A 15,865-nucleotide genomic window follows, 5' to 3' on the forward strand; every position below is an offset into this window, starting at 1 on the left:
GCCCTTACCCCGGGATCAGATGGCGCAACGTACGGTAGGCGATACCGAGACCGGTCTGTACCCTCTCCGTGTTTCCGCTCCAGACGGGGTCCTCGTGCTCCACGGACACCACCCCGTCGTAGCCGCCCTCGTAGAGCGCGTCGATCACCCGCGTCCAGTCGATCCGGCCGAGGCCGGGCACGCGGAAGCGGTACCAGCCCTTCTCGCCGCTGATCGGGCCGTGGAAGCCGTACCGGTCGATCTTGCCCGGCAGGAACTCGGTGTCCTTGGCCTGGACGTGGGCGATGTTCGGGATGTACGGGCGCAGCGCCGCGACCGGGTCGATGCCGAGGGGCACCAGGTGCGAGGGGTCGTAGTTGAGCTTGAGCCCGAGCGCGAACATCCACTCCCACAGCTCGGGGGAGTAGGCGAGGTTGCCCGGATATCCGTCGGGATGCCAGCTCTTCATCACGCAGTTCTCGATGACGATCTCGACGTCGCGCTGCCGGGCGTACTCCACGAGCGGGCCGAACACGTCTTCGGCCCGCTTAAGATTGTCGCGCACCGGACGCCCGGGATCGCGGCCCACGAACGTGCCGACGGTCGGGCAGCCGAGGGCCGCGGCGACGTCCACACAGCGCCGCACATGCGCGTTCACCTGCGGCCCTTGCTCGGGGTGAAGATTGTTTTCGTAGTACGCGATCGAGGAAAGCGTAAGTCCGCTCTCGGTCACGATTCGCCTGATTCGATCATGTTCGACGTCGTCGAAACGATCAACTCTGATGTGATTTCGGCCATCCGAAGATGGCCAGCCCGCGACCTCCAGGGCCTCGAATCCCTGGCCCACAGCCCAGTCCGCGATGTCGGTAAGGTCACTTTCCACAAGACACGCGGTCAGAAACCCCAATTTCATCAGTCGCTCCCATCAGAAGTCGTAGACTTAAGAGTGTTACGTGCACACCTAACGTGTGCAAACAAGGAATAAATCTTTCTCTTTTGTTTGATCAATAAGCGTAAGTGTTGGGGAATGCGCGTCATCACCTTTGAAGAGCCAGGCCATGTCCGCCTCGGCCTGGAGTCGCCCGCCGATCTCGTTCCGGGCTCCGTGCGGGTCCGTACGATCTACTCCGGGGTCTCGGCCGGCACCGAGCTCACCGCCTACCGCGGAACAAATCCATATCTGACCCGCAAGTGGGACACCGAGCGCCGGCTCTTCGTCGACGGTCAGACGCATGCCTACCCCCTCACCGGCTGGGGATACCAGGAGGTCGGGGAGGTGGTGGAGGCGGCGGCCGACGTCGCGGACCCCCCTGTCGGTGCCCTCGTGTGGGGCATCTGGGGTCATCGCGCCGAGGCCGTCGTGCCGGCGGAAAAGCTGGTCGGCCACGTGCTGCCGCCGGGCGCGGACCCGCTGACCGGCGCCTTCGCCCGCGTGGGCGCCATCGCGCTCAACGCCGTGCACGCCGCCGACGTGCATCTGGGTGACCAGATCGCGGTCTTCGGCCAGGGCGTCATCGGGCTGCTCGCCACCCGCCTGGCCGTGCTCAGCGGCGCCAGGGTGATCGCCGCCGACTCCATCCCCGACCGGCTGGAGCTGGCCAGGAGGTTCGGCGCGGCCGAGACGTTCGACGTGGCCGCGGGCTCGGTCGCCGAGTTCATGCGCAAGCGCGTCGAGGGCGCCGACACCGTCATCGAGCTGAGCGGCAGCCACCAGGGCCTGCACGAGGCCATCAGGACCGTCCGTAAGGGCGGCCGGGTCGTGGCCGCCGGCTTCTACCAGGGTGACGGCGTCGGGCTGCGGCTGGGCGAGGAGTTCCACCACAACCAGGTCCAGCTCGTCTCCTCCCAGATCGGCGGGGTCGCCTCGTGGCTGGCGCACCGATGGGACGTCGAGCGTCTGCAGCGCACGTTCATGGAGCTCGTGCACCGCGGCGAGATCGACGCCGCCGAGCTCATCAGCCACGTCATGCCCATCGAGAGGGCCGCCGAGGCCTTCGACCTGCTCGACAAGCACCAGTCCGAGGTGCTCCAGCTCGTCTTCCGATTCGAGGAGTAACAAGTGAAGCTCGCCGTACAGGAGCAGCTTCTGCCTGGCCGCACGCTGCAGGAGAAATTCGCGTTCGCGGTCGATGCCGGGTTCGACGCCATCGAGCTGCGCGGCAAGGGCGATTTCCACTTCGCCGGCCGCCTGACCGAGCTCAAGCGGGCTTTGGCCGACGGCGTGGTCATGCCGACGGTCTGCGTGGACATGCCGCACTTCATCGGTGACTTCGACCCGGTCAAGCGCAAGGACGCCATCCAGCAGCTCAGGTCGCAGCTCACGGTGATCGCCGAGCTGGGCGGCATCGGCGTCATGACGCCTGCGTCCTGGGGCCAGTTCTCCCTCCGGCTGCCGCCGTTCGAGCCGCCGCGCAGCGCCGAGGAGGACCGCGAGGTGCTGGCCGAGGCATTGGGCATCCTCGGCGAGCACGCGCAGCGCAACGGCGTGCTGATCATGCTGGAGCCGCTCAACCGCTACGAGAACCACATGGTCAACTCGCTCGCCGACGCGGTCTTCTACTGCGCCATGGACTCGATCAGGGTCGTCGGCGACACGTACCACATGAACATCGAGGAGGACGACCCCTGCCGCGCGCTGGCCGAGGCCGCCCCCTACCTCGCGCACATGCAGATCAGCGAGTCCAACAGGAACCAGCCGGGCACCGGTCACCTCGACTGGGGCGCGCAGCTGGCCACGCTCGACGCCTTCGGCTACGAGGGCTACCTCGCGCTCGAATGCCGGCTGCGCGGCGAGCCCGAGATCGTTCTCCCCCAAACAGCGGCCTTCGTCAGGAAGTTCCTATGATCCTTCGCGACGCCGTGCGCGTCCTGGTGGCTAACTGGGACGGCAGTTACACGGTTCCCTCCCGTCGGCTCTATCCCCATCAGTGGAGCTGGGACTCGGCCTTCATCGCGATCGGACACGCCCGCTGGGCGCCGAGAAGAGCCAGGTCGGAGCTGCTCAGCCTGTTCGGCGCGCAGTGGCGCGACGGCCGGGTGCCGCACATCGTATTCAACCCGAAGGTGCCGGACGGGGCCTATTTCCCCGGTCCCGAGTTCTGGCAGGCCCACGCCCCGTCCGGGTCGGCGACCTCCGGCATCATCCAGCCGCCGGTGCACGCGCTGGCCGCCTGGAAGACCCACCTGGCCGACCCCGATCCCGCGTTCCTGCGCAGGATCTACCCCAGGCTCGTGGCGCAGCAGGAGTTCCTGCGCGCGGCCAGGCGCTCCCCTGAGGGCCTGATCTCGATCGTGCACCCCTGGGAGTCGGGCATGGACAACAGCCCGGCCTGGGACCTGCCGCTGCAGGAGGTGCAGAGCCGCCCGGCCGGGTTCGTCCGCCGGGACCTCACCGACGTCAGCGCCGACGAGCGGCCCACCGACCGGGACTACGAGCGCTACGTCGCGCTCGCCACCGCCTATCGTGACTCCGGCTACCGCCGGCCTGGCGCGTTCCACGTCGAGGATCCGCTGTTCAACGCCGCGTACGGCGTCGCGGAATCGACCCTCGCCAAGATCGCGCAGGAGTGCGGCCTCGACCCCGAGCCCCACGAGCGCGAGGCGGCCGCCATCACCGCCGCCATGGTCGAGCACCTCTACGACGGCGGCCTGTTCCAGTCCCGCGACGTGCGCACCGGCCGCGTGATCCACTCCAGCAGCGCCGCCGGGCTGACGCCGCTCATGCTGCCCGATCTGCCGGACGAGATCGCCGACACGCTGATCGCGACGGCGCTGGACAGGTTCGCGCTCAAGGACGGCATCCTGCCCAGCTTCTCCCCGTCCGCGCCCGAGTTCGACCCGGTCCGCTACTGGCGCGGCCCGAGCTGGATCAACCTCACGTGGCTGGTCTGGCAGGGGCTCAAGGAGCGCCGCCCCGACCTGGCGGTCCCGGTCGCCGACGGGATGCTCAACCTGGTGATGCACTCCGGGTTCCGCGAATACTTCGACCCCTTCACACTGCGGGGGCACGGTTGCGGGGACTTCAGCTGGTCAGCCGCCCTCATCCTCGACGTGGTCGCTGAGCACGGCCTGGATGCTCTGCCGGCGCCGGGCCGCGAGATCGGTGAGGAACTGGGGGGCGTCGGAGAAACCGACGACGTCGGTGATCAGGTGCTCGCGTAGCAGCCTGCCGTGCTCCCTGAGCAGGGTGATCGTCTCGTGCGAGAGCCGCTCCCTGTCCCAGGCGTGCGCCAGGCCGCGCGGCACCCGGCCGATCTGGGCGCAGCGCACGGTCAGCCCGTTGTGGTGGAACTCCTCGCCGAGCCGCACCTCCTGCGCGCCCTGCGTGTAGAAGGCCAGATCCACCAGCGTGCCCTGCGGGCGCAACAGCCGCAGGCCGAGCGCCAGCGCCCGGGTCTGGCCCCGGCACTGGAACACCACGTCCGCGCCGCGGTCGTCGACGCCGTGCCGCCAGCGGCGCTTCAGCGCCACCGCCGGGTTGTCGTCCGCGAGCAGGACGTGCGCGCCGAGCGACTCGGCGACCGCGAGCCTGGCCGGGGTCTCGTCCACGACCACAACCTCGGCCGCGCCGCAGGACATCGCGAAGCAGGCCGTCAGCAGGCCGACGACACCGGCGCCCACGACCACGATCCGCCGCCCGCGTACGCCGTCGCCGAGCTGCTGCACGGCGGGTCCGTGCAGGTCATGGGCCGCGTGTAGCAGGCCGTTGGCGCAGATCGGGCCCATGTGGGCGACATAGATGCCGAGCACCGGATCGAGGTCCTCGGGCAGCTCCACGAACCGGTCCGTCATCGGGTCCGCCACGTACGCCGTCCGGTGCCCGTAGCACATCGCCACCAGCGCCCCTTCGGCCACGGCCCGCGTACGCGTCTCCACCACCAGGCCGACCTGCATGTAGCCGATGCCGCGCACCGGATAGGCGATCGCCGGCGTGCCCTCCGTGAACAGGCCGAGCGCCTGGTCCCAGGACGAGGTCAGGTAGGGGTTGGTGCCCTTGACGTAGGTCAGCTCGGTGCCCGCCGAGATGCCGCTGTGGGTGGTGGCCACCATGAACCCGCCCTCGGGCACGTCCGGCAGCTTCTCCTCCACCAGCGCCACCCGCCCTGGCCCTTCGATACTCAGGAGTTTGGTCATGGCCTCACTCCGCGAGGCCGGCTCGGTCGCCATATGCCGCAGCCTTCTCCCGTTGCTCTGGTTGGTCGGCTTCGAGCGTCACCGGGCTTCGGTCCGCCGCGGACCGCGCGAGCGCCAGAGCCAGGCGGTGGGTTCGCAGAGCCTCACGGTACGGCACGCGCACGTCGGCGTCCTTGCCTTGCACGGCATTGATGAACTCCCTGTCCACCCGCGTCTTGGCCAGCCCGTCGTCCTCGATCACGCGCTCGCCGTCGACCAGCAGCCGCGTCTCGCTGAGCTCCAGCGCGATGCCGTCGGCGCACACCTCCAGCCCCACCCGGTGCTTGTGCTCCAGCAGGCACGAGGTGGCCAGCAGCCCCGCCGCGCCGCCGGCGAAGCGCAGCACCGCGGCCGTGGCCCGGTCCACCTCGCCGTCCACGGTGTTCTCCGCGGGCACGGCGTGCACCATCGTCACCTCGCCCACCAGGACTCGCGCCAGGTCCAGCACGTGGACGGCCTGCTCGACGATCTGGCCGCCCGACCTGCTCTGATCCAGCCACCAGCCGACCGGGGGGACCTTGTCGAGCCAGTGGCCGAGCGCGAGGCGTACCGGGCGGTCGGCGAGCAGGTCGCGGGCTCGCTCCACGATGTCCAGGTAGCGCCAGTGGTGGCCGACCGCGGACGGCAGAGATCTCCGCTCGATTTCGGCGGCGATGTTTTGCGCCGTTGGGAGGTCCAGTGAAAGGGGTTTTTCCACGAAAATCGGTAGATTGCACGACAGAACATCTTGTTCAGGGTTACCGTGCGCGAAAGGAGGCACACAGACATAGACAGCATCCAGACCGTCGGCATGGAGTAGGTCGGCGTGGCTGCCATAGGCGGGGGAGCCATGCTTGGAGGCCAGAGCTTCGGCCCTGTGGAGGTCCGTGTCGGCGATACCAGCGATCGTGACATCGGGGAACTCGGACAGGACGTCCGCATGACGAGCGGCTACATTTCCGGCACCCACGATGCCGACACGGGTCATTGGGGACACAACTCGGCATATGCCACGTTTGGGCGTAAGCAAACAAACATGTTCGTAAGGACTCCCAGCGGGCAGAAGCCGTGACCTCATGAGATCGGGGCTGACTGCATGGAGACAGATCTGCGAGCCTTGGCCAGGGTCCAGGAATGGTACGGCCCGCACTCGAGCACCGCAGCCGAGTGGCCGGTCGACGCTTTAATGCTGGCCAAGGGAAACACCACGGTGAGCGTTGTGCTGCCTGCTCGTGACGAGGAGAGCACAGTGGGCGACATCGTCACCGTCATCCGCCGTGACCTCGTCGAACGAACCCCACTCGTCGACGAGATCCTCGTCGTCGACTCCCGCTCCACCGACGCGACCGCCGAACGTGCCCGCGAGGCAGGCGCCCGCGTGGTGGCGCAAGACGACGTCCTCCCACAACTTCCCCCGCTGACGGGCAAGGGTGAAGCGCTGTGGAAGGGGCTGGCCGCCTCCCACGGCGACATCGTCGTGTTCGTGGACTCCGACCTGCGCAGCTTCGGCGCGCACTACGTGTCGGGGCTGGTGGGGCCGCTGTTGGTGGACGCCGACACGCAGTTCGTGAAGGCGACGTACGAGCGGCCGTACACCGGCGCGGACGGCGTCGTGCAGCGCGGCGGCGGCGGCCGGGTCACCGAACTGGTGGCCAGGCCATTGATCAACATGTTCTGGCCGGAACTGGCCGGAATCGCCCAGCCGCTCGGCGGCGAGTACGCCGGCCGGCGCGAGGTGCTCGAACGGGTGCCGTTCGTCACCGAGTACGGCGTGGAGTTCGGGCTCCTCGTGGACCTGCTCCAGCTCGTCGGGCTGGACGCGATGGCCCAGGTGGACCTGGGTGATCGCACGCACACCCACCAGTCGATGACCGCGCTCGGCCGGATGGCCGGACAGATCATGCTCACCGCCTGGTCGCGCCTGGAACGCCAGGGCCGCGTGATGGCGTCGGAGCCTCCGGCGCACACGCTGTTGCAGTTCGGGCTCGATGGGCAGGCGGATCTGGTGGACGTGGCCGTGGCGGAGCGACCTCCGCTCGCCTCCCTCGTACTGGAGGAGGATGTGGCATGAAAGTCCTGGTGAACGCGGGACCGTGGCTGTCGGTTCCGCCTCCCGGCTACGGCGGGATCGAGAACGTGGTGGCCACGCTGGTGCCCGCGCTGCGCGCGCGTGGCGTACACGTGGTGCTGGCCTCCGCCGGGTCGAGCACGCTCGACGTGGACGAGCTGATCAGCGTCTTCGACGAGGGCCAGTTCACGGAGCTGCAGAAGCCGTACAACCAGGTCATGGGCATCGCGCACGCGCACCAGGCCCGGGTGGCGGCCGAGTTGCGCGCCCGCGACGACATCGACCTCGTCCACGACCACCTGGAAGTGGTCGGGCCCGCGGTGCTGTCCGCGCTCGGCGGGCCGCCCGTTCTCCACACCCTCCATTGGGACCTGCGAAAACATCCGGCCTTCTACGGCGCGTTCCCGCCGTCGATCGCGGTCAACGGCGTCTCGGAGTCGCAGCTCGCCCGCGCCCCCGAGGCCCTGCGCGCGGCCTCGCTCGGCGCGGTCTACCTGGCCACCCCGCTCGCCGAGGGCGACGTGCGGGCGGAGCGGGGGGAGCACCTGGTGGTCATGGGCCGGATCTGCCAGCTCAAGGGCCAGCACGTGGCGGCCAGGCTGTGCCAGAAGCTCGGGCTGCCGCTGGTGCTGGCCGGGCCGGTCAGCGGCCGCAACACCCAGGCCGAACTGGACGTCGTGGCCCAGAACCCGTACCACCCGCTGCACAGCCACCCCGACGTCCGCTACCACCTCGACCAGGTGTCCCGCTATCTCGACGGCGAGTTGGTCAGGTGGGTCGGCGCGGTGGGCGGCCCGGACAGGGACCACCTCTACGCCTCGGCCCGCGCCGCGCTCTTCCCGATCCAGTGGGACGAGCCCGGCGGCACGGCCGTCGTCGAGGCGCTGGCACTCGGGGTGCCGCCGGTGGGCCTGCGCCGCGGCTGCCTCCCGGAGATCATCGACCACGGCCGCACGGGCTTCCTCGCCGACAGCGAGGAGGAACTGGCCGAGTGGGTGCTGCGGGTGGACGAGCTGGACCCGGAGGAGTGCCGCCGTGAGGCCCACCGCCGCTTCTCGCCGTCCGTGATGGCCGATCGCTATCTGGAGTTGTACGAGCGGGTCATGCGCACGTAGGCGGGTCAGGAGAAACCGCGGGGCAGCACGGTGACGGGGCTGGAGGCGGCCCGCAGTGCCTTCATGGCGAGCTCCCCGAGGAACACCCGGTACGGCTGCGCGTCCTCGCTGGCCGCGCAGACCAGCAGCTCGCCGGGCAGCCACTCGACGTCGGCCATCGCGGCGGTCACGTCGTGGCCCTCGGCCACCTCCGATTCCGCCTCGATCCCCGTGCTCTCCCAGGCCAGCCGCACCGCCAGGGCGAGATCGTCCCTGAGCTTGCCCTGGTCCTCGGTACGAAGGTCGAACGTGACCAGCCGGAGCGGCACGCCCAGCCGCAGCGCCGCCTGCGCCATCCTCTCGACCGCCGCGTCGCACTGCGGCCGGTGCACGTAGGCCAGCGTGAGGCGGTCGATCCCGTCGGCCGGGACGTAGCCGGCGGGCGCCAGCATGACGGCCTCCGAGGACAGGTGCAGCAGGTGGTCGGAAGTGGCGCCGATCGCGATGCGGCCGCGGTGCCCGCCGCTCGCCGAGCCGACCACGATCAGGTCGGCCCTGATCCTGCTGGCCAGCACCGACAGGCCGCGCCCCGGACCCCTGCTCTCGTAGGTGAGGTATTCCGCCGGCATCGGTCCCAGCTCCTCGGCCGCGTGCGCCAGGTTGGCCTGCGCCTCGACCGCCAGTCCGGGGCTGCCCGGCGGGTAGATCGTCGCGATCGTGAGCTCGCCGCCGGTGACCCGCGCGATCGCGGCACCGAGCGCCAGAGCGTCACGACCGCCCGAATCGCTGGTGTAGCCGACGATCACGTGCTCTCCGATCACGACTCCGCTCTTACCCGCTCTGAACTGGGGTTACGCGGCGTTGATCGGACCGTTGCAAACGCGCGGAGGTGCAAAACCGCGAAGATCAGTCTTGATGGTATCCGCAGCGAGATCCTGGCTGGATCGACCGTTTGGGGGAGAAATTTGCCGACATTCCGCCATAAGGTCGAGGCGTGTGAAGGCCGCAGTTCGTAAGGTCGTGTCCATTGCCCGTTCACGGATTGGACACGTGTGTACCGCGACATCGCCGACTTCGCCCTCACCACGCCCGCGTGGCTCCACACGCTCGCCGAAGTGGGCACGGACGCCGGGTTATTCGTGTTCGCGGCGCTCTTCGTGGTGGCCGCCCTGCGTGCGTGGCGGGCACCGGCGCGGGACCTGGCGCTGGTGATCGCCGGGCCGGCCGGGGTGGTGGTCGCGTACGTCGTGAGCGAGGTCGTGAAGATCCTCGTCCGCGAGGACCGGCCGTGCCGGGGCGGGATCGTGACGATCGCCGACTGCCCGCCGCCGGACGACTGGTCCTTTCCCAGCAACCACTCCGTGATCGCGGCCGGCGCGGCCGCCACCCTCGTGCTGGCCTGGCGCGCGCTCGCATGGGTGGTGTTCCCGCTGGCGGCGGTCATGGCGTTCTCGCGGGTGTTCGTCGGCGTGCACTACCCCCACGACGTGGCCGGGGGCTTCCTGATCGGGCTGGCGCTGGCGCCGCTGTTCGCGCTGCTGTGCGTGGGTGCCGTCACCCCTGCCGTACGCCTCGCGCGAAGTCGTCTGTCGCTTCGATGAGCCGGTCCAGGATGCCGGGCTCGATGTAGGCGTGCCCGGCGTCGTCCACCACGTGGAACTCCGCCTCCGGCCACGCCTGGTGCAGGTCCCACGCGGTGGCCATCGGGGTGCAGGCGTCGTATCGGCCCTGCACGATCACGGCAGGAATGTGCCGGATCTTGTCGACATTCCTGATGAGCTGATCGGGCTCGAACCAGCCGCCGTGGTGGAAGTAGTGGTTCTCGATGCGGGCGAAGCTCACCGCCATCCGCTCCTCCCCGAACTCGGCGACCAGCTCGGGGTCCGGCAGCAGCGTGATCGTGCCCGCCTCCCACTGCGCCCACGCCTTGGCCGCCGCGAGCCGGGCGGCATCGTCGTCGCCTTCGAGCCGCCTGCGGAACGCCGCCATCAGATCGCCCCGCTCCTCTTCCGGGATCGGGGCCACGTACCGCTCCCACAGGTCAGGGAACAGGTAACAGGCCCCCTCCTGGTAGAACCAGCGCAACTCCTGCGGCCGCAACGTGAAGATCCCGCGCAGCACCAGCTCGGTCGTCCGCTCGGGATGCGCCTGCGCGTACGCCAGCGCCAGCGCGCTGCCCCACGACCCGCCGAACACCTGCCACCTTTCGATGCCCAGATGCTCGCGCAGCCGCTCCATGTCCGCCACCAGGTTCCAGGTGGTGTTGGCCTTGAGGTCGGTGGCGGGGTCGGCGGCGTGCGGCCGGCTACGGCCGCAATTGCGCTGGTCGAACAGCACGATGCGGTAGAGCTCCGGGTTCCACTGGCGGCGGTGCTTGGTGGTGCACCCGCCTCCGGGGCCGCCGTGCAGCATGACGGCCGGCCTGCCGTCGGGGTTGCCGCAGACCTCCCAGTAGATCTCGTTGCCGTCGCCGACGTCCAGCAGGCCGGAGTCATAGGGCTCGATGGGCGGATACAGGGTTCTCATGGCCACCGATCCTGCCATGGACCGGGTCCGGCCTCCTTCTCGTTGATGTCAGGGGCGGTCGATGACCAGAGCCTGCCAGGAGGGCGGCATGTTGCGGCTCACCTCGATCCCCGAGAAGACCGAAGGCTCCTGCGGCCCGTGCTTCTTCGCCCAGGCGGCCATCTGGGCCAGCCCTTCGGCCAGCGGCACCGAGCCGGCGCCCACGCCGAGGATGTCCCGGGCCTTGTCATGGGCGGAGAAGGCGTGCACGACCTCGTGCCTCGCCTCCAGGTGCCGCACCCGCAGCGGCGCGTCCATCGCCTCCGCCACGGCCCTGGCCAGTTCGTTGACCGTGTGAGGGGTGTCGCCGCCGATGTTGAAGATCTCGCCATAGGCTCGCGGGTTGCCGATCGAGCGGGCGATCGGCAGGGCCACGTCGTCGATGTGACTGAAGGCCCGGGTCTGCTCGCCGTCCCCGAAGATCGTGCATTCCTCGCCGCGCAGGATCTGATTCATGAAGATCCCGATGACGTTGCGGTAGCGGTCGCCGATGTTCTGCCGCTCGCCGTAGACGTTGTGCGGCCGGAAGATGACGTACGGCAGGCCGAACATCTCATGGCTGACCTTCAGCTCCTGCTCGACCGCGTATTTGGCGATGCCGTACGGGTCCACCGGTGCGGGCGTCAGATCCTCCGACATGGGGGGCTCGGCGTGCCCGTAGACGGCGATGGAGGAGGTGAAGACGAAGCACCGCACGGTCCCGGCGTTGACGGCCGCGTTGATCAGGTTCACGCTGCCGATCACGTTGTTGGTGTAGTTGTAGCGCTTGATGAAGTGGCTCAGCCCTTCGGCGGCGTACGCGGCCAGGTGGAAGACATAGTCGAACTTCCAGGTCGCGAAGAGCGCGTCCACCACGTCCTGGTCGCAGACACTGCCCTGGTGGAAGTGGGCACCGTCGGGCACGTTGGCCGCGTCCCCGCCCGACAGGTCGTCGAGAACCACGACCTGGTGACCAGCGCGGAGCAGATCAGCGGCGACATGCGAGCCGATGAACCCCGCGCCTCCGGTGACCAGTGATGTTGGGGTCATGAGAGTCATTCCTTCCTGCTGGCGGTGACGGCGTGGTGCGGCGCGGGCCCTGGCATGGGCCGCGTGGGGTTGAACAGCTTGAGCAGGCGGAGCGCCGGTACCGCCATCACGGTGGTGAACAGCGCCATCACCACCAGCACGGTGAAGGCGCCGCCGCTGATGACGCCGACGCTCAGGCCGGTGCTGAGCACGACGATCTCGGTGACCCCGCGGGCGTTCATGAGCACGCCGAGGCCGAGCGCGAGCTTCCTGGGCATGCCCCCGCCGAGCGCGACCACCGCGGCCGTGCCGAGCTTGCCGAGCACCGCGACCACGAGCAGGACCGCCCCGCCGACCAGGACGGCCGGTTGGTCGAACGCCATGCGGACGTTCGTCTGCAGCCCGATCGAGGCGAAGAACACCGGGAGCAGCAGCGCCTGGTTGAGTGTCCCCAGCCGCTCCGGCACGGTGCCGAGCAGGGTGGCGTCACGGGGGAGCACGACTCCGGCCAGGAACGCCCCGAAGATCGCGTGGACGCCGATGGCGTCCGTGGCCGCGGCCAGCGCGAAGATCAATCCGAGCACGAGGGCCAGGCTGGCCGCCGTGGGAAGCGTGGTCCCGGCGAAGCGGGCGGTCAGGGCACGCAACGCGGGACGTACGAGGAACAGGAGGAGCAGCACCAGAGCTGCCGTCAGCCCGACCGCGGCCAGCACCCCTGATGGCCCCCGCGCGTGGCTGATCGCCAGCACCACGGCCAGCGCGCACCAGGCGAGCACGTCCGCCACGCCCGCGCACACCATGGCCAGCGAGCCCAGCCTGGTGCCGGACAGGCCGGCCTCCTGCACGATCCTGGCCAGCACCGGGAAGGCGGTGACACTGAGCGCGGTGCCGATGAACAGCACGTAGTCGGTCATGCCCGCCTGCGGCCCGGCGAGCGCGGCGGAGAACGGGATCGCCGCGACGGCTCCCAGCGCGAAAGGCACCGCCATCATCGCCAGGCTGGCCGCCCCGATCACGCTGCGCTGGCGGCCGAGCACGCCCGGGTCGAACTCCATGCCCACCGTGAACATGAAGATCGCCAATCCGGCCTGGGCGAGCAGGTTCAGGTCGGGCATGATCCAGTCGGGCATGATCAGCTCCACTGCGCCTGGCGCCAGCGAGCCGAGCACCGAGGGCCCGAGCAGCAGCCCGGCCACCATCTGCCCCACCACGGACGGCTGGCCGATCTTGCGGGCCAGCACGCCGCCGAGCGAGGCCAACCCGCCGATCACGGCCACCCCGAGGAACAGCCGCAGCGTGAACTCGGCGCGCGTCACCTCCTGCGCCTGCGCCGCCGCCGGCGCGACCCGGTGTCCCGAACCCGCACCGCCGACGCCGAAGGCCACCATGAGCACCACCACGGCCCCGACGGTCAGCGCGACCGCCAGGATCACACCGCGCACGGGTGCGGGCAGCAGCCGTTGCTCGGTGTCCTCCAACGGTGTCTCAACGTGCATGTTCACACTCCCGAGAAGGCTCACGCCGTGGCCGCAACCAGTGCAGGATCGCCACCGCGTGGACGAGCTCGCCGACGGCGAGCAGGGCCACCGCGCCGAGCGCGCCCGCCCACGGCACGACGAGGAAGGCCAGCGCCCCCGCCACGACCAGCGACAGCGCCGCCCCGGCCGCGGTCGCCGTCAGCGCCTCGCGGGTGGCGTTCTCCATCAGGTAGTTGGCGCTGCCCACGGCGAAGACGACCGGGACGACGGCGAAGTACAGGATGACGACGCCCACGCCCCCGTACGGCCGCAGCCCCGCCAGCGCGGCGGCCAGCGCGGCCAGCACGTACGGCGTGCCCGCCAGCAGCAGGAGGCGAAGCCAGCGCGACAGCCGGTTGTAGGCGACGGTGAGGTCCTTCTGGTGCAGCGACCTGGACACGTCGGGCTGCAGGATGCGCAGGAGGTAGGAGAAGGCGTTGAGGACAAGTGACGAGGCGGTGGCGGCCATGTAGAGCCCGGTGCTTTCGTCCTTCGCACCCGCCACCGACAGCGCCAAGAACATCAGGCTCATCGTCAGCCCGCCGGCCAGGTCGGGGACGGCCATCCGCAGCGAGTTGCCGGTCGCGGCCCGCAGGAGCGTGCGGCGGCGCAGCCCGCCGAACGAGGGTCGCAGCCCGGCGAGCAACACCAGGTTGAGCACGGTCAGCGTGCCCGCGTACAGCGCGAGGAACAGCACCGGCGTGGCTCCCAGCGCCAGCGCCGCCACCGCCCAGCAGCCCATCGCGGCGGACAGCACGAGGTGGTTGGCCACGTCCTGCGCCGGCCTGCCGATGGCTCTGGCGAGACCGACGAGCACCTGGTTGAGTCCCAGGCAGATCGCGGTCAGCCCGGCGAGCACGGCCACCGGCCACGGCCCGTGGTGCCCGAGTGCCAGCATCCCGGCCAGGACGGCCAGCGCCACCGCCGCCAGCAGCCCGGCCAGGGCCACGAAGACGCCGATCAGTGCGGGGACGGTGTAATGCAGCCGGGGGATCAGCTTGAGCGCGCACTTCTCGATCCCGGTCGCGACGAGTGGTGTGAGGAAGGCCAGGCCGCCCATGGCCTGCGCGTAGCCGGCGTAGTCGGCCGGACCCCACGCCACGAGGAGCGCCAGGTTCGCCAGGAGCAGGGTCCCGCGGAAGGTGGCCCGCCCGCCGAGCAGCGCCGCCAGACTCTTCGGCGTCGCGGTCCCGGGAAGTCTCATGCGGAGACGGCGACGTAGTCGGAGGTGACGAACTTGCCCTTGCCGCCCGGCGTGATCCGCACGGACTCGGCCGCCACCACCTCCAGTGGGAACTCGCCACCGGCCAGAGTGAAGAGCTTCTCGCGCACGGTCGCGAAGACCCGCTCGGCGGGCTCGTCTCCGCTCGGCACGACGTGGACGCGTACCAGTCCGGCCGGGTCCTGGTGGACGAAGCACTCGCTGATCCCCGGGTGGGTGGCCGCCAGGTGCAGGAACGCGTCGGGGTAGAGCCGCTCTCCCGACGGGAGCGTGACGTAGTCGTTGCTGCGTCCCGTAGTCAGGCGCAGAGTGCGGAAGCGGCGGCCGCAGCGACAGCGGCCGGGCTCGATGAGGCCGATGTCGCCCAGGCTGTAACGCAGCAGCGGCATCGCCCGTTCCAGGAACGCGGTGACCACCACCTGACCAGGCCGGCCGTCCGGCAGCGGCTTGCCCGATTCGTCGACGATCTCGCAGTACACACGATCCTCCCCCAGGTGGGCGCGGCCGTGCCGGCAGTCGTAGGTGACGTTCAGCACCTCGAACGCCGAATACTCGTCGAAGACCGGCGCCCCGAACCGCTCGGCGAACATCGTCCGGTGCTCGGGCAGCAGCAGCTCCGACTCCGTCATGACGATCCTGAGCGTGCGCCGCAGCCGCGCCAGCTCCTCCTGGGTCAGCTCCCGTAACAGGGCCCGCAGGTGGACCGGGTAGCCGATCAGTACCTTGGGCCGGTTGGCCAGCAGTTCCTCCTTGATCTCCCGCATCGGCCGATGCGAGAGGATCACGTGCCGCCTGAACAGGTTGAACCGCTCGAACATGCGGGCGGGCGGCGCGAACGGCCGGATGTGGCTGAGCCGGTCCGTGGGCAGGTAGCGGCCGGTGGCCAGGAACCTGCGCACGCACGCCGCCATGTGGTAGTCGTGGCTGTCCTGGTCGTGCACGATCCTGACCCGCCGCCCCGTGCTGCCGCTGGTCTGGAACGACAGGCACCGCGCCAGGTCCACGCCGTCGGCGAGCATGCGTTCCAGCGGCTGCTCCCGCAGCACCTGCTTGTCCAGCACCGGCAGCTCGGCCAGCTCCGCCAGGCTGCGCAGCGGGCCACGGGCGTAGCGCGGGTCGTCGCGGTAGTAGGGGACCCGGGTGCGGGCCAGCTCCAGCATCCGGTTGAGCCCGCGGAGCTGGCGGCGGCGCAACGCGGCCGTGCCGCCGTACTGCCGTGCGATGGTCAGCGGCACATACGCCGCCTCCCGGACGAGCATCG

Annotated in this window: 14 protein-coding genes and 1 pseudogene; 6 read left to right on the forward strand and 9 right to left on the reverse strand. The window is 69.9% G+C overall.

The window, feature by feature from the left end:
- Positions 1-4: 4 nt before the first annotated feature.
- The gene (locus tag ACTMTI_RS10130; protein WP_441119819.1) at positions 5-892 is read right to left on the reverse strand and encodes a sugar phosphate isomerase/epimerase family protein; all 888 of its coding nucleotides are present in this window, start codon (positions 890-892) and stop codon (positions 5-7) included.
- 114 nt (positions 893-1,006) lie between these two features.
- Here ACTMTI_RS10130 and ACTMTI_RS10135 point away from each other — a divergent pair, with 114 nt between their 5' ends.
- From ACTMTI_RS10135 to ACTMTI_RS10145, 3 genes and pseudogenes are all read left to right on the forward strand, one after another.
- Entirely contained in the window at positions 1,007-2,035 is a 1,029-nt protein-coding gene (locus ACTMTI_RS10135) for a zinc-dependent alcohol dehydrogenase (protein WP_441119821.1), read from the forward strand.
- A 3-nt stretch (positions 2,036-2,038) separates the two neighbouring features.
- The gene (locus tag ACTMTI_RS10140; RefSeq protein ID WP_441119822.1) at positions 2,039-2,824 is read left to right on the forward strand and encodes a sugar phosphate isomerase/epimerase family protein; all 786 of its coding nucleotides are present in this window, start codon (positions 2,039-2,041) and stop codon (positions 2,822-2,824) included.
- Positions 2,821-3,999: pseudogene (locus ACTMTI_RS10145) on the forward strand (MGH1-like glycoside hydrolase domain-containing protein); the annotation flags it as partial. The gene ACTMTI_RS10140 and the pseudogene ACTMTI_RS10145, both read left to right, overlap by 4 nt.
- Before the next feature lie 9 nt (positions 4,000-4,008).
- On the opposite strand, the gene ACTMTI_RS10150 reads toward ACTMTI_RS10145, so the two are convergent.
- Entirely contained in the window at positions 4,009-5,112 is a 1,104-nt protein-coding gene (locus ACTMTI_RS10150) for a zinc-dependent alcohol dehydrogenase (protein ID WP_441119824.1), read from the reverse strand.
- A 4-nt stretch (positions 5,113-5,116) separates the two neighbouring features.
- Complete coding sequence (locus ACTMTI_RS10155; RefSeq protein ID WP_441119825.1) at positions 5,117-6,208, reverse strand: Gfo/Idh/MocA family protein; 1,092 nt, start codon at positions 6,206-6,208, stop codon at positions 5,117-5,119.
- 18 nt (positions 6,209-6,226) lie between these two features.
- Between ACTMTI_RS10155 and ACTMTI_RS10160 the strand changes: the two genes are divergently transcribed.
- Both ACTMTI_RS10160 and ACTMTI_RS10165 read left to right on the forward strand, forming a co-directional pair.
- Positions 6,227-7,201, forward strand: coding sequence for a glucosyl-3-phosphoglycerate synthase (locus ACTMTI_RS10160; RefSeq protein WP_441119827.1), 975 nt, complete (start codon positions 6,227-6,229; stop codon positions 7,199-7,201).
- The gene (locus tag ACTMTI_RS10165) at positions 7,198-8,313 is read left to right on the forward strand and encodes a glycosyltransferase (RefSeq protein WP_441119829.1); all 1,116 of its coding nucleotides are present in this window, start codon (positions 7,198-7,200) and stop codon (positions 8,311-8,313) included. Before ACTMTI_RS10160 ends, ACTMTI_RS10165 begins: the two co-directional genes overlap by 4 nt.
- A gap of 5 nt (positions 8,314-8,318) precedes the next feature.
- Here the strand turns inward: ACTMTI_RS10165 and ACTMTI_RS10170 are convergent, their stop codons facing one another.
- The gene (locus ACTMTI_RS10170; RefSeq protein WP_441119831.1) at positions 8,319-9,113 is read right to left on the reverse strand and encodes a universal stress protein; all 795 of its coding nucleotides are present in this window, start codon (positions 9,111-9,113) and stop codon (positions 8,319-8,321) included.
- A 231-nt stretch (positions 9,114-9,344) separates the two neighbouring features.
- On the opposite strand from ACTMTI_RS10170, the gene ACTMTI_RS10175 reads away from it, so the two are divergent.
- Entirely contained in the window at positions 9,345-9,893 is a 549-nt protein-coding gene (locus ACTMTI_RS10175) for a phosphatase PAP2 family protein (protein WP_441119833.1), read from the forward strand.
- On the opposite strand, the gene pip is transcribed toward ACTMTI_RS10175, so the two are convergent.
- The 5 genes from pip to ACTMTI_RS10200 are packed head-to-tail and all read right to left on the reverse strand — an operon-like array spanning position 9,847 to position 15,863.
- Positions 9,847-10,818: a prolyl aminopeptidase gene (pip, locus tag ACTMTI_RS10180; protein WP_441119835.1), complete on the reverse strand. Its 972-nt coding sequence runs from the start codon at positions 10,816-10,818 to the stop codon at positions 9,847-9,849. The genes ACTMTI_RS10175 and pip overlap by 47 nt on opposite strands.
- A gap of 48 nt (positions 10,819-10,866) precedes the next feature.
- A complete protein-coding gene (locus tag ACTMTI_RS10185; RefSeq protein ID WP_441119837.1) occupies positions 10,867-11,886 on the reverse strand; it encodes an NAD-dependent epimerase/dehydratase family protein in 1,020 nt (339 codons plus the stop codon).
- A 5-nt stretch (positions 11,887-11,891) separates the two neighbouring features.
- Complete coding sequence (locus ACTMTI_RS10190) at positions 11,892-13,361, reverse strand: cation:proton antiporter (protein ID WP_441119839.1); 1,470 nt, start codon at positions 13,359-13,361, stop codon at positions 11,892-11,894.
- Entirely contained in the window at positions 13,351-14,586 is a 1,236-nt protein-coding gene (locus tag ACTMTI_RS10195; protein WP_441119841.1) for a hypothetical protein, read from the reverse strand. Before ACTMTI_RS10195 ends, ACTMTI_RS10190 begins: the two co-directional genes overlap by 11 nt.
- The gene (locus ACTMTI_RS10200) at positions 14,583-15,863 is read right to left on the reverse strand and encodes a phenylacetate--CoA ligase family protein (RefSeq protein WP_441119843.1); all 1,281 of its coding nucleotides are present in this window, start codon (positions 15,861-15,863) and stop codon (positions 14,583-14,585) included. The genes ACTMTI_RS10195 and ACTMTI_RS10200 overlap by 4 nt, the downstream gene beginning before the upstream one ends.
- Positions 15,864-15,865: the final 2 nt, after the last annotated feature.

The sequence above is a fragment of the Nonomuraea sp. H19 genome (assembly GCF_052068215.1).
GTDB lineage: Bacteria > Actinomycetota > Actinomycetes > Streptosporangiales > Streptosporangiaceae > Nonomuraea.

Excerpts from the sequence above, each read along its gene's own strand:
- ACTMTI_RS10160 (WP_441119827.1), top strand. The coding sequence starts at position 6,227 with ATGGAGACAGATCTGCGAGCCTTGGCCAGGGTCCAGGAATGGTACGGC.
- ACTMTI_RS10190 (WP_441119839.1), bottom strand. The coding sequence starts at position 13,361 with ATGCACGTTGAGACACCGTTGGAGGACACCGAGCAACGGCTGCTGCCC.
- ACTMTI_RS10135 (WP_441119821.1), top strand. The coding sequence starts at position 1,007 with ATGCGCGTCATCACCTTTGAAGAGCCAGGCCATGTCCGCCTCGGCCTG.
- ACTMTI_RS10195 (WP_441119841.1), bottom strand. The coding sequence starts at position 14,586 with ATGAGACTTCCCGGGACCGCGACGCCGAAGAGTCTGGCGGCGCTGCTC.
- ACTMTI_RS10150 (WP_441119824.1), bottom strand. The coding sequence starts at position 5,112 with ATGACCAAACTCCTGAGTATCGAAGGGCCAGGGCGGGTGGCGCTGGTG.
- pip (WP_441119835.1), bottom strand. The coding sequence starts at position 10,818 with ATGAGAACCCTGTATCCGCCCATCGAGCCCTATGACTCCGGCCTGCTG.
- ACTMTI_RS10165 (WP_441119829.1), top strand. The coding sequence starts at position 7,198 with ATGAAAGTCCTGGTGAACGCGGGACCGTGGCTGTCGGTTCCGCCTCCC.
- ACTMTI_RS10155 (WP_441119825.1), bottom strand. The coding sequence starts at position 6,208 with ATGAGGTCACGGCTTCTGCCCGCTGGGAGTCCTTACGAACATGTTTGT.
- ACTMTI_RS10200 (WP_441119843.1), bottom strand. The coding sequence starts at position 15,863 with ATGCTCGTCCGGGAGGCGGCGTATGTGCCGCTGACCATCGCACGGCAG.
- ACTMTI_RS10185 (WP_441119837.1), bottom strand. The coding sequence starts at position 11,886 with ATGACCCCAACATCACTGGTCACCGGAGGCGCGGGGTTCATCGGCTCG.
- ACTMTI_RS10130 (WP_441119819.1), bottom strand. The coding sequence starts at position 892 with ATGAAATTGGGGTTTCTGACCGCGTGTCTTGTGGAAAGTGACCTTACC.